General features: G+C 67.6%; 12 protein-coding genes. All 12 read right to left on the bottom strand.

Going from position 1 to position 15,286, the window contains the following annotated elements; all coding sequences use genetic code 11:
• Window positions 1-244 precede the first annotated feature (244 nt).
• The 12 genes from ftsZ to EQZ23_RS05900 all read right to left on the bottom strand — a co-directional run bounded on the left by ftsZ (window position 245) and on the right by EQZ23_RS05900 (window position 15,277).
• The gene (gene ftsZ / locus EQZ23_RS05845; RefSeq protein ID WP_128453420.1) at window positions 245-1,831 is read right to left on the bottom strand and encodes a cell division protein FtsZ; all 1,587 of its coding nucleotides are present in this window, start codon (window positions 1,829-1,831) and stop codon (window positions 245-247) included.
• Window positions 1,832-1,944: 113 nt separating this feature from the next.
• Window positions 1,945-3,207 carry a cell division protein FtsA gene (ftsA, locus tag EQZ23_RS05850; RefSeq protein ID WP_128453421.1) on the bottom strand — a complete coding sequence of 421 codons (1,263 nt, stop codon included), beginning with the start codon at window positions 3,205-3,207 and terminating at the stop codon, window positions 1,945-1,947.
• Window position 3,208: 1 nt separating this feature from the next.
• Entirely contained in the window at window positions 3,209-4,174 is a 966-nt protein-coding gene (locus tag EQZ23_RS05855; RefSeq protein ID WP_128453422.1) for a cell division protein FtsQ/DivIB, read from the bottom strand.
• Complete coding sequence (locus EQZ23_RS05860; RefSeq protein ID WP_128453423.1) at window positions 4,171-5,124, bottom strand: D-alanine--D-alanine ligase; 954 nt, start codon at window positions 5,122-5,124, stop codon at window positions 4,171-4,173. The genes EQZ23_RS05855 and EQZ23_RS05860 overlap by 4 nt, the downstream gene beginning before the upstream one ends.
• Window positions 5,121-6,077 carry a UDP-N-acetylmuramate dehydrogenase gene (gene murB / locus EQZ23_RS05865; RefSeq protein ID WP_240663356.1) on the bottom strand — a complete coding sequence of 319 codons (957 nt, stop codon included), beginning with the start codon at window positions 6,075-6,077 and terminating at the stop codon, window positions 5,121-5,123. The genes EQZ23_RS05860 and murB overlap by 4 nt, the downstream gene beginning before the upstream one ends.
• A 68-nt stretch (window positions 6,078-6,145) precedes the next feature.
• A complete protein-coding gene (gene murC, locus EQZ23_RS05870; protein ID WP_128453425.1) occupies window positions 6,146-7,576 on the bottom strand; it encodes a UDP-N-acetylmuramate--L-alanine ligase in 1,431 nt (476 codons plus the stop codon).
• Window positions 7,573-8,727 (bottom strand): undecaprenyldiphospho-muramoylpentapeptide beta-N-acetylglucosaminyltransferase, encoded by a 1,155-nt coding sequence (murG, locus tag EQZ23_RS05875; protein WP_128453426.1) that lies wholly within the window; start codon window positions 8,725-8,727, stop codon window positions 7,573-7,575. Before murG ends, murC begins: the two co-directional genes overlap by 4 nt.
• On the bottom strand, window positions 8,724-9,959 hold the full coding sequence (locus tag EQZ23_RS05880; RefSeq protein ID WP_240663358.1) for a putative peptidoglycan glycosyltransferase FtsW: 1,236 nt from the start codon (window positions 9,957-9,959) through the stop codon (window positions 8,724-8,726). The genes murG and EQZ23_RS05880 overlap by 4 nt, the downstream gene beginning before the upstream one ends.
• Before the next feature lie 5 nt (window positions 9,960-9,964).
• Complete coding sequence (gene murD / locus EQZ23_RS05885; protein ID WP_128453427.1) at window positions 9,965-11,281, bottom strand: UDP-N-acetylmuramoyl-L-alanine--D-glutamate ligase; 1,317 nt, start codon at window positions 11,279-11,281, stop codon at window positions 9,965-9,967.
• Window positions 11,278-12,348 carry a phospho-N-acetylmuramoyl-pentapeptide-transferase gene (gene mraY / locus EQZ23_RS05890; RefSeq protein ID WP_128453428.1) on the bottom strand — a complete coding sequence of 357 codons (1,071 nt, stop codon included), beginning with the start codon at window positions 12,346-12,348 and terminating at the stop codon, window positions 11,278-11,280. The genes murD and mraY overlap by 4 nt, the downstream gene beginning before the upstream one ends.
• Window positions 12,349-13,728: a UDP-N-acetylmuramoyl-tripeptide--D-alanyl-D-alanine ligase gene (gene murF, locus EQZ23_RS05895; protein ID WP_128453429.1), complete on the bottom strand. Its 1,380-nt coding sequence runs from the start codon at window positions 13,726-13,728 to the stop codon at window positions 12,349-12,351.
• 133 nt (window positions 13,729-13,861) lie between these two features.
• Window positions 13,862-15,277, bottom strand: coding sequence for a UDP-N-acetylmuramoyl-L-alanyl-D-glutamate--2,6-diaminopimelate ligase (locus EQZ23_RS05900; RefSeq protein WP_128453430.1), 1,416 nt, complete (start codon window positions 15,275-15,277; stop codon window positions 13,862-13,864).
• Window positions 15,278-15,286 lie beyond the last annotated feature (9 nt).

Below are 15,286 nucleotides of genomic sequence, written 5' to 3' on the forward strand. Positions count from 1 at the left end.
GGTGCGCGGCGAACGGGGCGAAGGCGGCGACGAACGAAGGAATTGTCGGCCGGGACGGTTTCGCGCGTGGCGGCAATTCGACCGCGGACCGCCAATTCGCAAGCAACCTCGCTGCGTCCGTCCTCACCCATCGTCGCCTCTCCCTCTCCCAACCGGGAAAGGGAGAAGGCTCACGGCCATCTGGCCACGCAAAGGATGAGGACGGCAATTCAGGCAAACACAGGATAAGCCGGCGATTTTCCGCTTACTGGTTGTTCTGCCGATGCAGGAAGCGCGGGATGTCGAGCGGATCCTGTGGAGCAGCCTCGCCGTCTTCCTTCGCCGCGCCGCGCGCCGCATTCGACATGCGCTCGAACAACGTGCCACCCAGCTTCACGCGTGGTGCGGCCGGAACCGCCTCGGGCGCCGCTTCGGCACCCGGCGCGAGCCAGCGGCGACGCGCGCCACCCTCGTCCGCAGCGGGCGTCGGCACCGGAATGGCCGGCGCGATCGGTGCACGAGCCGGCGGCACGGACGATGCCGAGGCCGGACGCGCGATCGGACCGCGACCGTAAGGCTCGTCGCCATAGGTGCGCGGCGCCGGAGCCGGCTGCGGCACCGCTGCGGCCGGAGCGGGCGCGGCCAAAGGCGCAGCCTGCGGAACGATCGTCTCGGCGCCGAGCACCAGCTCGTCATCCGACTTCGACGCTGGCGTCTCCACTTCCGACGACGCGGTCAGGTCGAGCGGCTCTTCATCCTCCGACGAAGCGGGGGCAGACGATCCCGCAGCCGGCTCGCTCGGACGGAACGAGGTCGTCTCGTCGGTCTTGCGCGATCCGAAGCTGAACGAGCGCGTCGGCTCGGGCGCAACTTCCGGAGGACGCGCATCCGCGTCGATCCCGGTCGCGACGACCGAGACGCGGATCTTGCCTTCGAGCTCCTGGTTGAACGCCGAGCCCCAGATGATGTTGGCATCGGGATCGACCAGGTCGCGGATGTGGTTCGCGGCTTCGTCGACCTCGAGCAGGCGCATGTCGTCGCCGCCGGTGATCGAGATGATGACGCCCTTGGCGCCGCGCATGCTGACGCCTTCGAGCAGCGGGTTCGAGATCGCCTTCTGCGCGGCCTCGAGCGCACGGTTGTCGCCGCTTGCCTCGCCGGTGCCCATCATGGCCTTGCCCATCTCCTGCATCACCGAGCGGACGTCGGCGAAATCGAGGTTGATGAGGCCCGGCATCACCATCAGGTCGGTGATGCTGCGGACGCCCTGCTGGAGCACCTCGTCCGCCATCGTGAACGCTTCCTTGAAGGTCGTGTTCGCGTTGGCGATGAGGAACAAATTCTGGTTCGGGATGACGATCAGCGTGTCGACATACTTCTGGAGCTCGTCGATGCCGCCCTCGGCCGACTTGGCGCGACGGTTGCCCTCGAACGCGAACGGCTTGGTCACGACGCCGACGGTCAGGATGCCCATGTCGCGCGCCGCCTTGGCGATGACCGGGGCCGCGCCCGTGCCCGTGCCGCCGCCCATGCCGGCGGTGATGAAGCACATATGCGCGCCTTCGAGCATCTTGGCGAGCTGGTCGATCGTCTCCTCGGCAGCCGCGCGGCCGATTTCCGGACGCGAACCGGCACCCAACCCTTGCGTGATCTTGGTACCCAGCTGGATCCGCTGCGGCGCGGTCGACTGCTTCAACGCCTGCGCGTCGGTGTTCGCCACGAGGAAGTCGACGCCCTGGACGTCGGCCCGCATCATGTTGGCGATCGCGTTGCCGCCCGCGCCGCCGACGCCGATCACCGCGATGCGGGGGGCCAGATCGTCCACTTCGGGACTAAGGAATTCGATGCTCATCGCCGTTCTCCGCACAACCCGGTAGATACGCTACAGCCGGGCCCCTGATTAATCTGTGTGCACCAACGTCACGGCCTGTTCCAGCCGAAATAACGCCAGACGCTTCGAAACTCTTAATAATTCGCCCGCGCCGCCTGGATCAACTTGCGCATCATGCCGATTCCCTTTGGCCGATGCACCGTCGTCCGCTGCGGCGCCAGCCCGCGGAGGTCGACCGGGTTGGTCGCCGCATAGAAGGCCAACCCCGCTAGCGTCGCAAACGCCGGTCCGCCATGCGCCTCTGGCAGGGCGGTCAGCCCGCGCGGTCGACCGATCCGCACCGACCGCCCGAGCGCCTGTTGCGCATAGTCGGCGATGCCCTTCAACTCGGCGCCGCCACCGGTCAGCACGACCTGCCGCCCGACCGGCCCCTCGAACTTCAGCGTGGTGAGCGCGTTGCGCACCTCCCCCATCTGATGCTCCAGCCGCTGGCGGATCACGCCGATCAGCTGCGCCTTGGTGATCTGCGCGCCCTCGCCCGCGCCGTCCTCCGCCGAGATCGGCATGACCGGGATCATGTCGTGATTGTCGCGGGGGCTGGCATTGGCCGACCCGTGGAAGCACTTCATCCGCTCGGCATTCTGCCGCCGCGTGCCGAACGCGCTGGCGATATCGTCGGTGATGTCCGCCGCGCCCATCGGGATCGACGTCAGCCCGACCAGCATTCCGCCCGCGAACAGCGACACGTTGGTGATCCCCGCCCCCATCTCGACCAGCGCGACGCCAAGCTCGCGCTCCTCCTCGCTGAGACAGGCAAGCCCAGTCGCGACCGGCGAGGCGATGATCGACTTCACCTCCAGATGCGCCGACCGCACGCACAGATCGAGATTGCGCACCGGCGAACCGTCCGCGGCAACGACATGGATATGCACGCCGAGCCGATCCGCGTGTAGCCCAAGCGGCGTCTTGACCCCCGTCAGACCGTCGAGCGTGTACAGCGCGGGCTGCGCGTGCAGCACCATGCGGCCCTGCGGATCGATCGAGTTGCGCCCCGCGGTCAGCAGCGCGTCGATATCCTGCTGTTCGACGCGGTGGCCGCCAAGCTCGAACTCGACCTCGGCGACGTCGGACACGAGCCCACCGGCCGAGAACCCGACCCAGACATTCTCGATGTTGATCCCGGCGATCCGCTCGGCCTGTTCGACAGCCTCGCGCACCGCCGCCTCGGTCGTCGCCATGTCGGCGATATAGCCGCGCTTGACGCCGCGGCTCTCGCGCTGGCCGGTGCCCAGCACGATCAGCTCGCCGCCGTCCCCCTTCTGCGCGATCATCGCCGAAACCTTCGACGACCCGATATCGAGCGCCGTGATCAGCCCTTCCGGTGCCACCTTCGCCATGTCATCCCTCCCCCCCTGTTGCAGTAGCGCCCGTTGCGTTCGTGCCCGTCGTTGAGGACGGGGTAGTCGTGGTATCGCTCGAAACCGGCGCCGGCACGTCGACGCTGTGCGCCAGGCTCGCACCCGGCTTGCGCGCGACCAGCTTGGTCGGATCGCGCATGTCGAACCGGATCCAGCCGCGGCCCAGCAACGGCTTCGACCCATCCAGCTCGGCAAACTTCACCAGCGCGCGCGGCGCTCCGTCCTCGGGCAGCGCCAGCGTCTCGCCGCTTTCGAACGTCAGGTCCCAGCGGCGATTGCCGACCCAGGTCGCCGCCTTCACGCGCGGACGCAACGCCGGCGCCGAATTCAACAGCGTCTGGTACGACGCCTCCTGCCGATCCGCCCCCGGCCCGATCACCAGCGGCAAATTCGGGATCGCGTCGGGCTGGACCGGCTCGAGCAGTACGCCCGACGCGTCGATCAGCGTCAGTTGCCCATTGTCCTGCCACACCGCCGCCGGCGTCCGCTCGACGATATCGACGAGCAACGTATTGGGCAGTCGCCGCGAGACATGCGCGTCCGCGATCCAGCCATAACGCAGCAGTTTCTGCCGCACCGCCTCCAGATCGACCGACAGCATCGACGTCTGGTTCTGCTTGTCCTCGAGCGCGACCGCATAGACCGACATCCGGTCCATCCGCTTGAGGCCGGTGACCTCGATCTGCTCGACCTTGAATCCCGCGCGCCCAGCACCCTCGGCTACCGCGGCGCCGATCATCCCGGGGATACCGACATACGTCGCCGCCGCAATCGCCACCGCACCGCCCGCGCCGAGGATCGACCAGGTCGCGATCTTCTTCAGCGTCTCCTCGCTGACCGGCAGCATCCCGATCAGCCGGTCCATCACCGACACCTTCTTGACCGCGACCTTCCGACGCGGGGCGGGCCGCTTGGGCGGCGGTCCACGCTTGATGGTGCGGCTCATGGCGCCCCGGCTTGCGCAAGCGGATGATCCGCAATCGCCTCGTCGACGATCGCCTGGACCAGTTCGGCATAGCTCATGCCGATATGACGCGCCTGTTCGGGGACGAGGCTCAGCGGCGTCATCCCCGGCTGCGTGTTCACTTCGAGCAGGAACAGCCCGTCGACACCACGCTCGTCGTCCCACCGGAAATCGGACCGCGACGCGCCCTTGCAGCCGAGCAACCGGTGCGCTTCGAGCGCGAGGCTCTTGCAGGCATCGGTGATCTCGTCGGGGATTTCAGCCGGGCAGATATGGACGGTCATCCCATCGGTGTATTTCGCGTCGTAATCGTACCAGCCGCTCTTGGGCTTGAGCTCGGTGACCCCGAGCGCCTTCCCACCGAGCACGGCGGTGGTCAGTTCGCGCCCGCGGATATACGGCTCGGCGAGCAGTTCCTCGAACTCAGCCCAAGGGCCGACGCTGTCACGCGCGATCGGGTTGCCGTAATTGCCGGAGTCCGTGACGATCGCCACGCCGACCGAAGAGCCCTCGTTGACCGGCTTCAGCACATAAGGCCGCGCCATCGGGTCGCTCTCGAACAAGTCCGCCGACTTGACGATCCGCCCGCCCGGCATCGGGATCCCTGCGGGCACCAGCAGCAGCTTGGTCAGCACCTTGTCGATCGCGATGACCGAGGTCGCGAGTCCGGAGTGCGTGTAGCGCAGGCCCATCAGGTCGAGCAGCCCCTGCACCGACCCGTCCTCCCCCGGCGTCCCATGCAACGCGTTGAACACCAGATCCGGCTTCGCCTCGGCCAGCTTGGCGGCAACATCGCGCCCCATGTCGATCCGCGTAACCCGGTGCCCAAGCGACTCCAGCGCGTCCGCACAGCCATTGCCCGACATCAGCGAAACCTCACGCTCCGCCGACCAGCCGCCCATCAGCACCGCGATGTGAAGAGGCGCGCTCACTGCTCCCCTCCCGCCTGCGGGATGGGTCGGGGGAGGGGCTGATGCGAGATGCCGGTATCCAGACCGCCCTCGCGCAAGCGGGAGGGGAGGTATTCACCAACCCGCTGGATTTCCCATTCCAACGTCACCCCAGAATGCGCCTTCACCTTGGTCCGTACCTCTTCACCCAGCGCCTCGATCTCCGCGCTTGACGCGGACCCGAGGTTCAGCAGGAAATTGCAATGCTTCTCGCTGACCTGCGCATCGCCGCGAGTCAGTCCCCGACACCCGGCCGCATCGATCAGCGCCCAGGCCTTGTGCCCCTCGGGATTCTTGAACGTCGAGCCCCCAGTGCGCGATCGCAAAGGCTGCGACGCCTCGCGCTCGGCTGCGATCCGGTCCATCTCCGCCCCGATCACCGCAGGCTCGCCCGGCGTGCCGGAGAACACCGCCTCGACCACCACCGCGCCCGCGGGCAGATCCGAATGGCGATAGACATACCCGAACCGCTCGGCAGGCCAGACTTCGACCGCACCCTCGCGCGTCACGACGGTCGCCTCGACCAGAATATCGCCGACGTCCCGCCCATAGGCCCCGGCGTTCATCCGCACCGCGCCGCCGACGGTCCCGGGAATGCCGCGCAGGAATTCGAGCCCGGCGATCCCCGCGTCTCGCGCGGCGCTGGCAACGGTAATCCCCATCGCGCCGGCGCCCGCACGAACGCGACCGTCCTCGACCGAAACCTTCGCCATCGCCTTGGGAAGCCGCACGACCACTCCCGGCACGCCGCCATCGCGCACGATCAGGTTGGAGCCAACGCCGACCGGCAGGACGGGCGTTGCCGGGTCGAGGGTCTTCAGCAGGTCAGCCAAATCGTCGACATCGGCAGGCCGCACGAGCAGTTCCGCCGGCCCCCCGGTCCGGAACCAGATGAAGTCGGCCAGCGAACCACCAGCCTCGACCTTACCCCTGATGGTCTCCCGCGAAGGCGGGAGCCCAGTCTGGGTCCCCGCCTTCGCGGGGAAACAAGCTTGGGGAGCGCTCACGCCATCACCTTCGCGCGCTCGGCAGCGATCGCCTCGGCCAGGCCGGCAGCCCATTTGGTGATGTCGCCAGCGCCAAGGCACACGACCATGTCGTCCGCCTCGATCGTCGCCGCCAACTCGACCGCCAACGCCTCCGCATCCGCGACCACGCCCGCAAACCGGTGCCCACGCCGCTTCAACCCCTCGACCAGGGCGCTCGCGTCGACACCCTCCACCGGCGCCTCGCCCGCCGCATAGACAGGCGTTACCAACACCCGGTCGGCGTCGTTGAACGCGGTCTGGAAATCCTCCATCAAATTGCCGAGCCGCGAGAAGCGATGCGGTTGCACCACCGCGATCACCCGCCCCGCGACACCCTCGCGCGCCGCCGCCAGCACGGCCCGGATCTCGACCGGATGATGCCCGTAATCGTCGATGATCGTCGCGACGCCGTGACCGGCCGCGACTTCGCCGACCTTGGTGAAGCGCCGCTTTACCCCGCCGAACTTGGCGAACCCCTGCTGGATCGTCGCATCCGCGATCCCGAGCTCGAGCGCCACGCCGATCGCCGCCAGCGCATTCTGGACGTTATGCCGCCCCGGCATCGGCATCTCGATCCCGTGAATCGTCCGCGTCGCGCCATCACGCTCGCGCACCACGCAATCGAAGCGGTTGCCGCCCGGGATCGGCGTCACCTCGACGCCGCGCACGTCGGCCTGTGCCGAGAAGCCGTACGTCACCACGCGCCGGTCGCGCACCCGCGGCAGGATCCCCTGCACCTCCGGATGATCGAGGCACAGCAACGCGGCGCCATAGAAGGGCACATTCTCGACGAACTCGACGAACGCATCCTTCACCGCGTCGAACGAACCGTAATGATCGAGATGCTCGGGATCGATGTTGGTGACGACCGCGATCGTCCCGTCGAGCCGCAGGAAGCTGCCGTCGCTCTCGTCCGCCTCGACCACCATCCAGTCGCTCGCGCCCAGTCGCGCGTTCGACCCGTAGGAGTTGATGATCCCGCCATTGATGACCGTCGGATCGACCCCGCCGGCATCCAGCAAGGCTGCCACCATCGAGGTCGTCGTCGTCTTGCCGTGCGTGCCGGCGATCGCGACGGTCGACTTCAGCCGCATCAGTTCGGCCAGCATCTCCGCCCGCCGCACCACCGGCACGCGGGCGTTCAATGCCGCCTCGACCTCGGGGTTCGAGCGCACGATCGCGGTCGACACGACCACCACCGCGGCATCGCCGATATTCGACGCGGCATGGCCGATCGCGACCGGAATGCCCTTGTCGCGCAATCCCTGAACGACATAGCCCTCGGCCACGTCCGAGCCCTGCACGCGGTAGCCGAGATTCTTCATCACCTCGGCGATGCCCGACATGCCGATCCCGCCGATGCCGACGAAATGGATCGTACCGATGTCGGTTGCGACACCCTTCATGCGAACTGCGCCTTTGGCTTGGAGGGGGCGCCGACCGGAATGCGCGACACCGGCGCGTCGAGGCTCTCGACCAGATCGGCCAGATCGCTCGCCGCATTGGGCCGCCCGCAACTGCGTGCCCGCCCCGCCGCGTTCAGCAACGCCGCCGGATCGAGCCCCAATTTCTGCATCTGCTTGGCCAGTTCCACCGCGGTAAAATCTCCTTGCGCGATCGTCCGTGCGCCGCCCGCCTTCGTGATCTCGCGCGCGTTCACCGTCTGGTGATCGTCCGTCGCGCTCGGCAACGGCACCAGGATCGCCGGTCGACCCGCCGCGGTCAGTTCCGAGATCGTCGACGCCCCCGCGCGTGCGATCACCAGATGCGCCCAGGCGAGCTGTTCGGGCATGTCGGGAAGATACGTCGCCAGCTCGGCCGGGATATGATGCTCGGCATATTTCGCGCGCACCGCATCGATATCCTCGATCCGCGCCTGATGCGTGACCTGCAACCGCCGCCGGAACGTCACCGGCAGCATAGCCAGGCCATCGGGCACGACCTGCGACAGGATGCTCGCCCCTTGGCTGCCGCCGGTGACGAGCACGCGGAAAATCCCGTCCTCCTCCAGCAGCGGATACGGCCGCGCCCGCAACGCCAGCACCGCCTCGCGCACCGGGTTGCCGACCAGATGCGTCTTCCCCAGCAGCTTGGGCGCCAACCGTTCGGTCGGCTCGGACGAAGTCGCGATCGCATCCACCCGCCCCGCGACGAAGCGGTTCACCCGCCCCAGCACCGCGTTCTGCTCATGCACCGCGGTCGGGATCTTGTCCGCAAACGCCGCCAGCAGCGCCGGCAACGCGGGGTACCCGCCAAATCCAATCACCGCCGCCGGCTTGAACGTCCGGTACAACTCGCGCGCCATCGCCCGCCCACGCCACATCTCGCGCGTCGCCTTCGCCCAGCCGACCGGCCCGCCGCTGAACCGCCCGGCGGGCAGGACATGCGTCTGGATCTCTTCGAACAGCCCCGGAAACCGCACGCCGCGCGCGTCGCTGACCAGCGCGACGCGGTGGCCGCGCTTGGTCAGTTCGGTCGCCAGCGCGGCGGCCGGGACCATGTGTCCGCCGGTGCCACCGGCTGCCAGGACGAAATGCCGAGGCTGATTAACGTTCATTTACCACTCCAGCGGACGACGTAGGGGCTCCGCGTGAGAAACGGATTGCGCCGGGTGAACGCCAGCAGCAACCCCATCCCGATCGACAGCGCGATCATCGACGATCCACCATAGCTGATGAACGGCAAGGTCATGCCCTTCGACGGCGCGAGACCGGTGTTCACCGCCATGCTCACCAAAGCCTGCGCACCGAACTGCGTCGCAAGCCCCGCCGCAGCGAGCAATTTGAATTCGTCCTGCTCGTCCAGCAGCTTGACGAACACCCGGACGACGATCGCCAGGAAGATCACCGCGATCACCCCGCAGGCGATCAGCCCGAATTCCTCGCCGATCACCGAAAAGATGTAATCGGTATGCGCCTCGGGCAGCCCGAACTTCGCCGCGCCCGCGCCCGGCCCGGTCCCGGTCCAGCCGCCCGCGGTCAGCGTGTTGTGCGCCGCGTTCGTCTGGAAATGGTCCGACGCGCCCTCGCCCTCGACGCCCGGAAACAGGAACGCATCGATCCGCGACCGTGCGACGCCGTAGAAGACATAGGCCGCGACCAGCCCGGCGGGCGCCATCGCGACGAGCCCGATCATCACCTTGGCGGGCGTCCCCGCGATCATCAGCAACGCCAGCCATACCGAGCAGAAGATGATCGTCTGGCCGAAATCGGGTTGCAGCATCAGCAGCACCGCGACGCCCGCGGTCATCGCGCCGGTGATCAGCACGGTCGGCAATTCCCCATCCTTCGCGCGCAGCGACAACAGCCACGCGACCGTCACGATGAACAGCGGCTTCAGGAACTCGGAAGGCTGGAACTGCGCGAACCCATAGCCAAGCCAGCGCCGCGCACCGTTCACCTCGACGCCGATGAACGGGGTGAGCATCAGCATCACCACCAGCACGGCGCAACCGCCGATCGCCATCCGGCGCGCCATCGTCACCGGCATCATCGACACGCCGAACAGCACCGGCAGCGACACGCCGACCCACATCAGCTGCCGCCAGAAATAATAGAGCGGGGCGATCTTGCGATGCTCCCCCGAATAGCGAACCGCGCTGGCCGGCGACGCCGCCGCCACCGCGATCAGCCCGATCGCGATCAGGAACAGAGTCAGCAACAGCAGCATCCGGTCGATATCCCAGAACCACGTGCCCAGCGGCGACTGGTCGCCGCGTCCGCCGCGCCGCTTCATCTTGGCGACCATACCGGTCTTGGGTTCGGACATATCCAGGGCCCCGGCGCGCATATCGGTCATGCCAGCAACTCGACCGCGGCCCGAAACGCAGCGCCGCGGGCCTCATAGTCGCTGAACTGGTCGAAGCTAGCACAGGCCGGCGACAAGAGCACCGTCTCTCCGGGCTTGGCGTCAAGCGCCGCGCGCGCGACGGCCTCTGCAAGCGTGCCGACGTTCTCGACCGGCATCGCGTCTTTCAGGATCTCGGCGAATTTCGGCCCCGCCTCGCCGATCGTGTAGGCGCGGACGACATGCCCGAACGCGGGCTTGCACGCGTCGAGATCGTCACCCTTCGCGCGCCCGCCGACGATCCAGTGGACCCGGTCGAACGCGGCGAGCGCAGGCGCGGTGCTCTCGGGATTGGTTGCCTTGCTGTCGTCGACATAGGCGACGCCGCCATAGGACGCGATCTGCTGCATCCGGTGCGGCAGGCCGGTAAAGCTCGCGAGCCCCCGATCGATATCCGTCTCGCTGACGCCGAGCGCCTTGGCGACGGCGATCGCGGCAAGCGCGTTCTGCGCGTTGTGCGGCCCCTGGAGCGCAGGCCAGTCGCCCTGGAACATGCACACGCCCGGCGCGATCTTGGTGAGGTGTTCGCCCTTCGCGGACAATCCGCGCTCGATCGATGCGGACGGCGCATCGCCGATGCCGATGATCGCATCATGCTCGGCCGACTGCATCGCGAACAGCCGCGCCTTGGACGCCGCATAGCCCTCGAAGCCGTCATACCGGTCGAGATGATCGGGCGTGATGTTGAGCAGCACCGCGACGTCGCAATCGAGCGTCTGGGTCAGGTCGATCTGGTAGCTCGACAGTTCGAGCACATAGACGCCGCCCTCGGGCAGCGCTTCCTGCTCGAGGATAGGCAGACCGATATTGCCGCCCATCAGCGTGGGAACGCCGGCGGTCCTCAGGATATGGTGGACGAGTGCGGTAGTCGTCGACTTGCCGTTGGTGCCGGTGATCCCGACAACCTTGTGCGGCGGCAGGTCGGCGCGGGCCTGGGCGAAAAGCTCGATGTCACCGATGACAGGTACGCCAGCCTCGCGCGCCGCAGCGGCGAGCGGATGCGTATTCAACGGCACCCCCGGCGACACGACCAGTGCGTCGGCACCGACTAAGCTTTCTAAAGGATCAAACCGAAGGTTGACGTCATCCAGATCAATCGACTGCTCTTGAACGCGATCAGCCAAGGCCTCGCGCTTCGCCTCGTCGGAATCCCACGCAACAACGCTCGCCCCACCAGCCACCAACGCCCGCACCGTCGCGCTCCCCGACCGCGCGAGCCCCAGCACCGCAAAGCGTTTCCCGCGCCAGGCGTTCGCAACGATCACCGCAGCTTCAACGTCGACAGGCCGATCAGCGCCAGCACCAGCGCGATGATCCAGAACCGGATCACGACGGTCGCCTCGGCCCAGCCGAGCTGCTCGAAATGATGATGGATCGGCGCCATCCGGAACACGCGCTTGCCGGTGCGCTTGTAGAAGAACACCTGGATGATCACCGACAGCGCCTCGATCACGAACAGCCCGCCGATGATCCCCAGCACGATCTCGTGATGCGCGACGACCGCGATCGTCCCCAATGCGCCACCAAGCGCCAGCGACCCGGTATCGCCCATGAACACCGCCGCCGGCGGCGCATTGAACCACAGGAAGGCGAGCCCCGCCCCGACGATCGCGCCGCAGAAGATCGCCAACTCACCCGCGCGGGGAACGTGCGGGATGCCCAGATAATCCGCGAACTTCACGTTGCCGACCAGGTATACGATCAGCATGAACGCGACGCTGGCGATGATCACCGGCATCGTCGCCAGCCCATCGAGCCCGTCCGTCAGGTTCACCGCATTGCCGAACGACACGATCGTGAACGCCGCGAACACCGGGAAGAACCAGCCGAGATCGAGGTACATGCGCGACGTGAACGGCAGATACAGATGCGGCCCGTTCTGCGACATGATGATCGTCGCGGCGACGCCGGCGATCGCGAACTCCAGCAACAACCGTGTCCGTCCGCTGATCCCCGCGGTGCTCGCCTTTCGCACCTTGTCGTAATCGTCGAGAAACCCGATCGTGCCGAAGCCGAGCGTCACGAACAGGCACGCCCAGACATACGGATTGCTGAGGTCCATCCACAGGAAGATCGCGACGCACATCGAGGTCAGGATCATCAGCCCGCCCATCGTCGGCGTGCCGCGCTTGGCGAGATGCGTCTGCGGTCCGTCGGCGCGGATCGGTTGCCCCTTGCCCTGCCGCACGCGCAACCAGCCGATGAACTTCGGCCCGATGATCAGGCCGATGATCAGCGCGGTCGCAACGGCGCCGCCGGTCCGCACCGTCTGGTAGCGGATGAGGTTCAGCAGGCCGGGAAACCCCAGATGCTCGGCGAGCCAGTACAGCATTCAGTTTTTCCCGCTCTTGAGCCCAGCCACCACGCGCGCCAGGCCCACCCCGTTCGATCCCTTGACGAGCACGACATCGCCGGGCGCCAGGATCGTCCGTAACGACGCGAGCGCGGCCGCAGCGTCGCCCACATGAACGGTTTCGACTTGTCCCTCAAGCACCTGCGCAAGTGGTGCCATCGCTTCACCGACCAGCAGCGCCATTTCGACGCGGGCGGCGAGGATCGGCTCGGCGAGTCCGGCATGATAGTCGGCCGAACCCTCACCCAGTTCGCGCATCTCCCCAAGTACCGCGATGTGCCGGCCGGGCTCGTGTTCGAGCACGCTGAGCGTCGCGCGCATCGACGACGGGTTGGCGTTATAGCTCTCGTCGATCACCAGCGCTTCGCCGTCGCCAACGCTCACCATCGACCGCGCCCCGCGTCCTTGCAGCCCGCCGAGTTCGGCCAGCGCCAGTCCGGCCAGCCCGAGATCACCGCCCGCCGCCTGCACGCACGCCAGTACGCCGAGCGCGTTCGATACCCAGTGGGCACCGGGCTGCGCGATCGTGAAGCTCAGTTCGTGATCGGCCTCCGCCCCCATCCGCGCGGTGACGAACGTCCCGCCGGTCGGCAGCCGCATCGCCTCGATCGCGCGGACGTCGGCGCCCTTCTCGCTGCCGAACGTGACGATGTGCGCGGCATGCGGCGCCGCGTGTGCCAGCAACCGATCACGGTGCGGGCTGTCATAGGGCACGATCGCCGTCCCGCCCGGCTCAAGTCCGGCAAATATCTCGCCCTTGGCATCGGCAATCGCGCTCTCGTCGCGGAAGAACGCGGTATGCGCCGGCGCGATCGCGGTGATCATCGCGATATGCGGCCGCACGAGTTGGGTCAGCGCGGCGAGTTCGCCGGCGTGGTTCATCCCCATCTCGAACACGCCGAACTTCGCATCCCGCGGCATCCGCGCGAGGCTGAGCGGAACGCCGGTATGATTGTTGTAGCTCTTGACCGACCGATGCGCCTCGCCCGGCGCCGCACGATCGAGACACGCGAACAGAGCCTCCTTCGCGCTGGTCTTCCCGACCGACCCGGTGACGCCGATGATTTTGGCGGACGAGCGCGCGCGGCTGGCGGCACCGAGCGCGTTGAGTGCGGCAAAACTGTCCGCGACGAGGACATGCGGGTGGTCGCAAGGCTCGGAGACGATCGCGCCGGCTGCGCCCTGCGCAAAGGCCTGGTCGAGGAACAAATGCCCGTCGCTGGCCTCGCCCTTCATCGCGACGAAAAGGTCGCCAGGACCAACCTCCCGCGAATCGAACGCCACGCCGCTGACGGAAAAATCACCAGACGCGGTGCCGCTAGTGGCGACCGCGATCTCGGCGGAGGTCCACAAGCTCACTACTCCCCTCCCGCTTGCGGGAGGGGTCGGGGGAGGGGCGTGCCAAAGGAACCGGACGCCAGTACGTACGTCGCGCCCTCCCCTAGCCCCTCCCGCAAGCGGGAGGGGAACGAGCAAGAGTGCAGTCCGGTTTTCACGCCGCGCACTCCCGCGCGACAGTCACGTCATCGAACGGCAGCACCATGTCGCCGACGACCTGCCCCTGCTCGTGCCCCTTACCCGCGATCAGCACGATATCCTCGGGCCCAGCCTCACGCACGGCCGCGCCGATCGCCGCGCGCCGATCGCCAATCTCCTCGGCGCCCCGCGCACCCTTCAGCACGTCCTGACGGATCGACCGCGCATCCTCGGTCCGCGGATTGTCGTCGGTCACGATGACCCGGTCGGCGTGCTGGACCGCGACCTGCCCCATCGTCTCGCGCTTGCCGGTATCGCGGTCGCCGCCCGCGCCGAACACCACGATCAGCTTGCCGCCCGCATGCGGCTTCAACGCCGCGATCGCCGCTTCCAGCGCGTCGGGCGTATGCGCGTAATCCACGTACACCGGCGCCCCCGACTTCGCGATCACCGCACGCTCCAACCGCCCGCGCACCGGCTGCAACCGCGACAGATTGGCGAGCGTCGCACCCACGTCGCCGCCGGTCGCGATCACCAAGCCTGCCGATACGAGCGCGTTCGCCGCCTGATACGCGCCGATCAGCGGCAGGTTCACCGTGTACGTCCGCCCCTCGGCCTCGATCGTCAGCCCCTGCCCGAGCAAGGTCGGATCGCGCCCGACCAGCCGCAACGTCTCGCCCTGCGTGCCGACCGTCACCAGCCGGTTGCCACGCTCGCGCGCCAGATCGATCACCCGCGCCGACTGCGGATCGTCCGCCCACACCACCGCGGTGCCGTCGGTCGAGAGGACCTCGGAAAACAGCCGGATCTTGGCAGTGAAATACGCCGCCATGTCACCGTGATAATCGAGATGATCGCGGCTGAGATTCGTGAACGCCGCGGCAGCCACCTTGAGCCCCTCGGTGCGATATTGCGTCAGCCCATGGCTCGACGCCTCGAACGCCAGATGCGTCACGCCCTCGCGCGCCAGCCCCGCCACGTTCGACAGGAACGTCACCACGTCCGGCGTCGTCAGCCCGGTCGTCACGCGCTCGTCGGCCGTCGTGACGCCCAAAGTCCCGATCGAGGCCGCATGGAACCCCGCCATCCGCCAGAGCTGCCGGGTCATCTCGACGCACGACGTCTTCCCGTTGGTCCCGGTGATCGCCACCGACGTCTCGGGAAACGGCGCGAAGAACTTCGCCGCCAGCTGCGCGAACCGCTCACGGGGATTCCAGTCGGCGATATACGCAGCGCCCTCGACCTTCAGACCCGGCCGCGCGACGACGGCGATCGCGCCCGAACGGATCGCGTCCTCGATGAAATCCTCGCCGTTCACCCGCGCGCCTTCGAACGCGCCGAACACCGTGCCCGGCGCGACCTTGCGGTGATCGATCGCAAATCCCGTCACCTGCGCCTCTTCCGTCCCGTCGGTCAGCGCTGCGAGTTTCATCTGGTAGTC

Origin of the sequence: Sphingomonas sp. UV9 (assembly GCF_004101245.1) — a bacterium.
GTDB lineage: Bacteria > Pseudomonadota > Alphaproteobacteria > Sphingomonadales > Sphingomonadaceae > Sphingomonas.

Bases quoted from the DNA above. Each gene is read 5' to 3' on its own strand.
- ftsZ (WP_128453420.1), bottom strand. From the start codon at position 1,831: ATGAGCATCGAATTCCTTAGTCCCGAAGTGGACGATCTGGCCCCCCGC.
- ftsA (WP_128453421.1), bottom strand. From the start codon at position 3,207: ATGGCGAAGGTGGCACCGGAAGGGCTGATCACGGCGCTCGATATCGGG.
- EQZ23_RS05855 (WP_128453422.1), bottom strand. From the start codon at position 4,174: ATGAGCCGCACCATCAAGCGTGGACCGCCGCCCAAGCGGCCCGCCCCG.
- murC (WP_128453425.1), bottom strand. From the start codon at position 7,576: ATGAAGGGTGTCGCAACCGACATCGGTACGATCCATTTCGTCGGCATC.
- murG (WP_128453426.1), bottom strand. From the start codon at position 8,727: ATGAACGTTAATCAGCCTCGGCATTTCGTCCTGGCAGCCGGTGGCACC.
- EQZ23_RS05880 (WP_240663358.1), bottom strand. From the start codon at position 9,959: ATGCGCGCCGGGGCCCTGGATATGTCCGAACCCAAGACCGGTATGGTC.
- mraY (WP_128453428.1), bottom strand. From the start codon at position 12,348: ATGCTGTACTGGCTCGCCGAGCATCTGGGGTTTCCCGGCCTGCTGAAC.
- EQZ23_RS05900 (WP_128453430.1), bottom strand. From the start codon at position 15,277: ATGAAACTCGCAGCGCTGACCGACGGGACGGAAGAGGCGCAGGTGACG.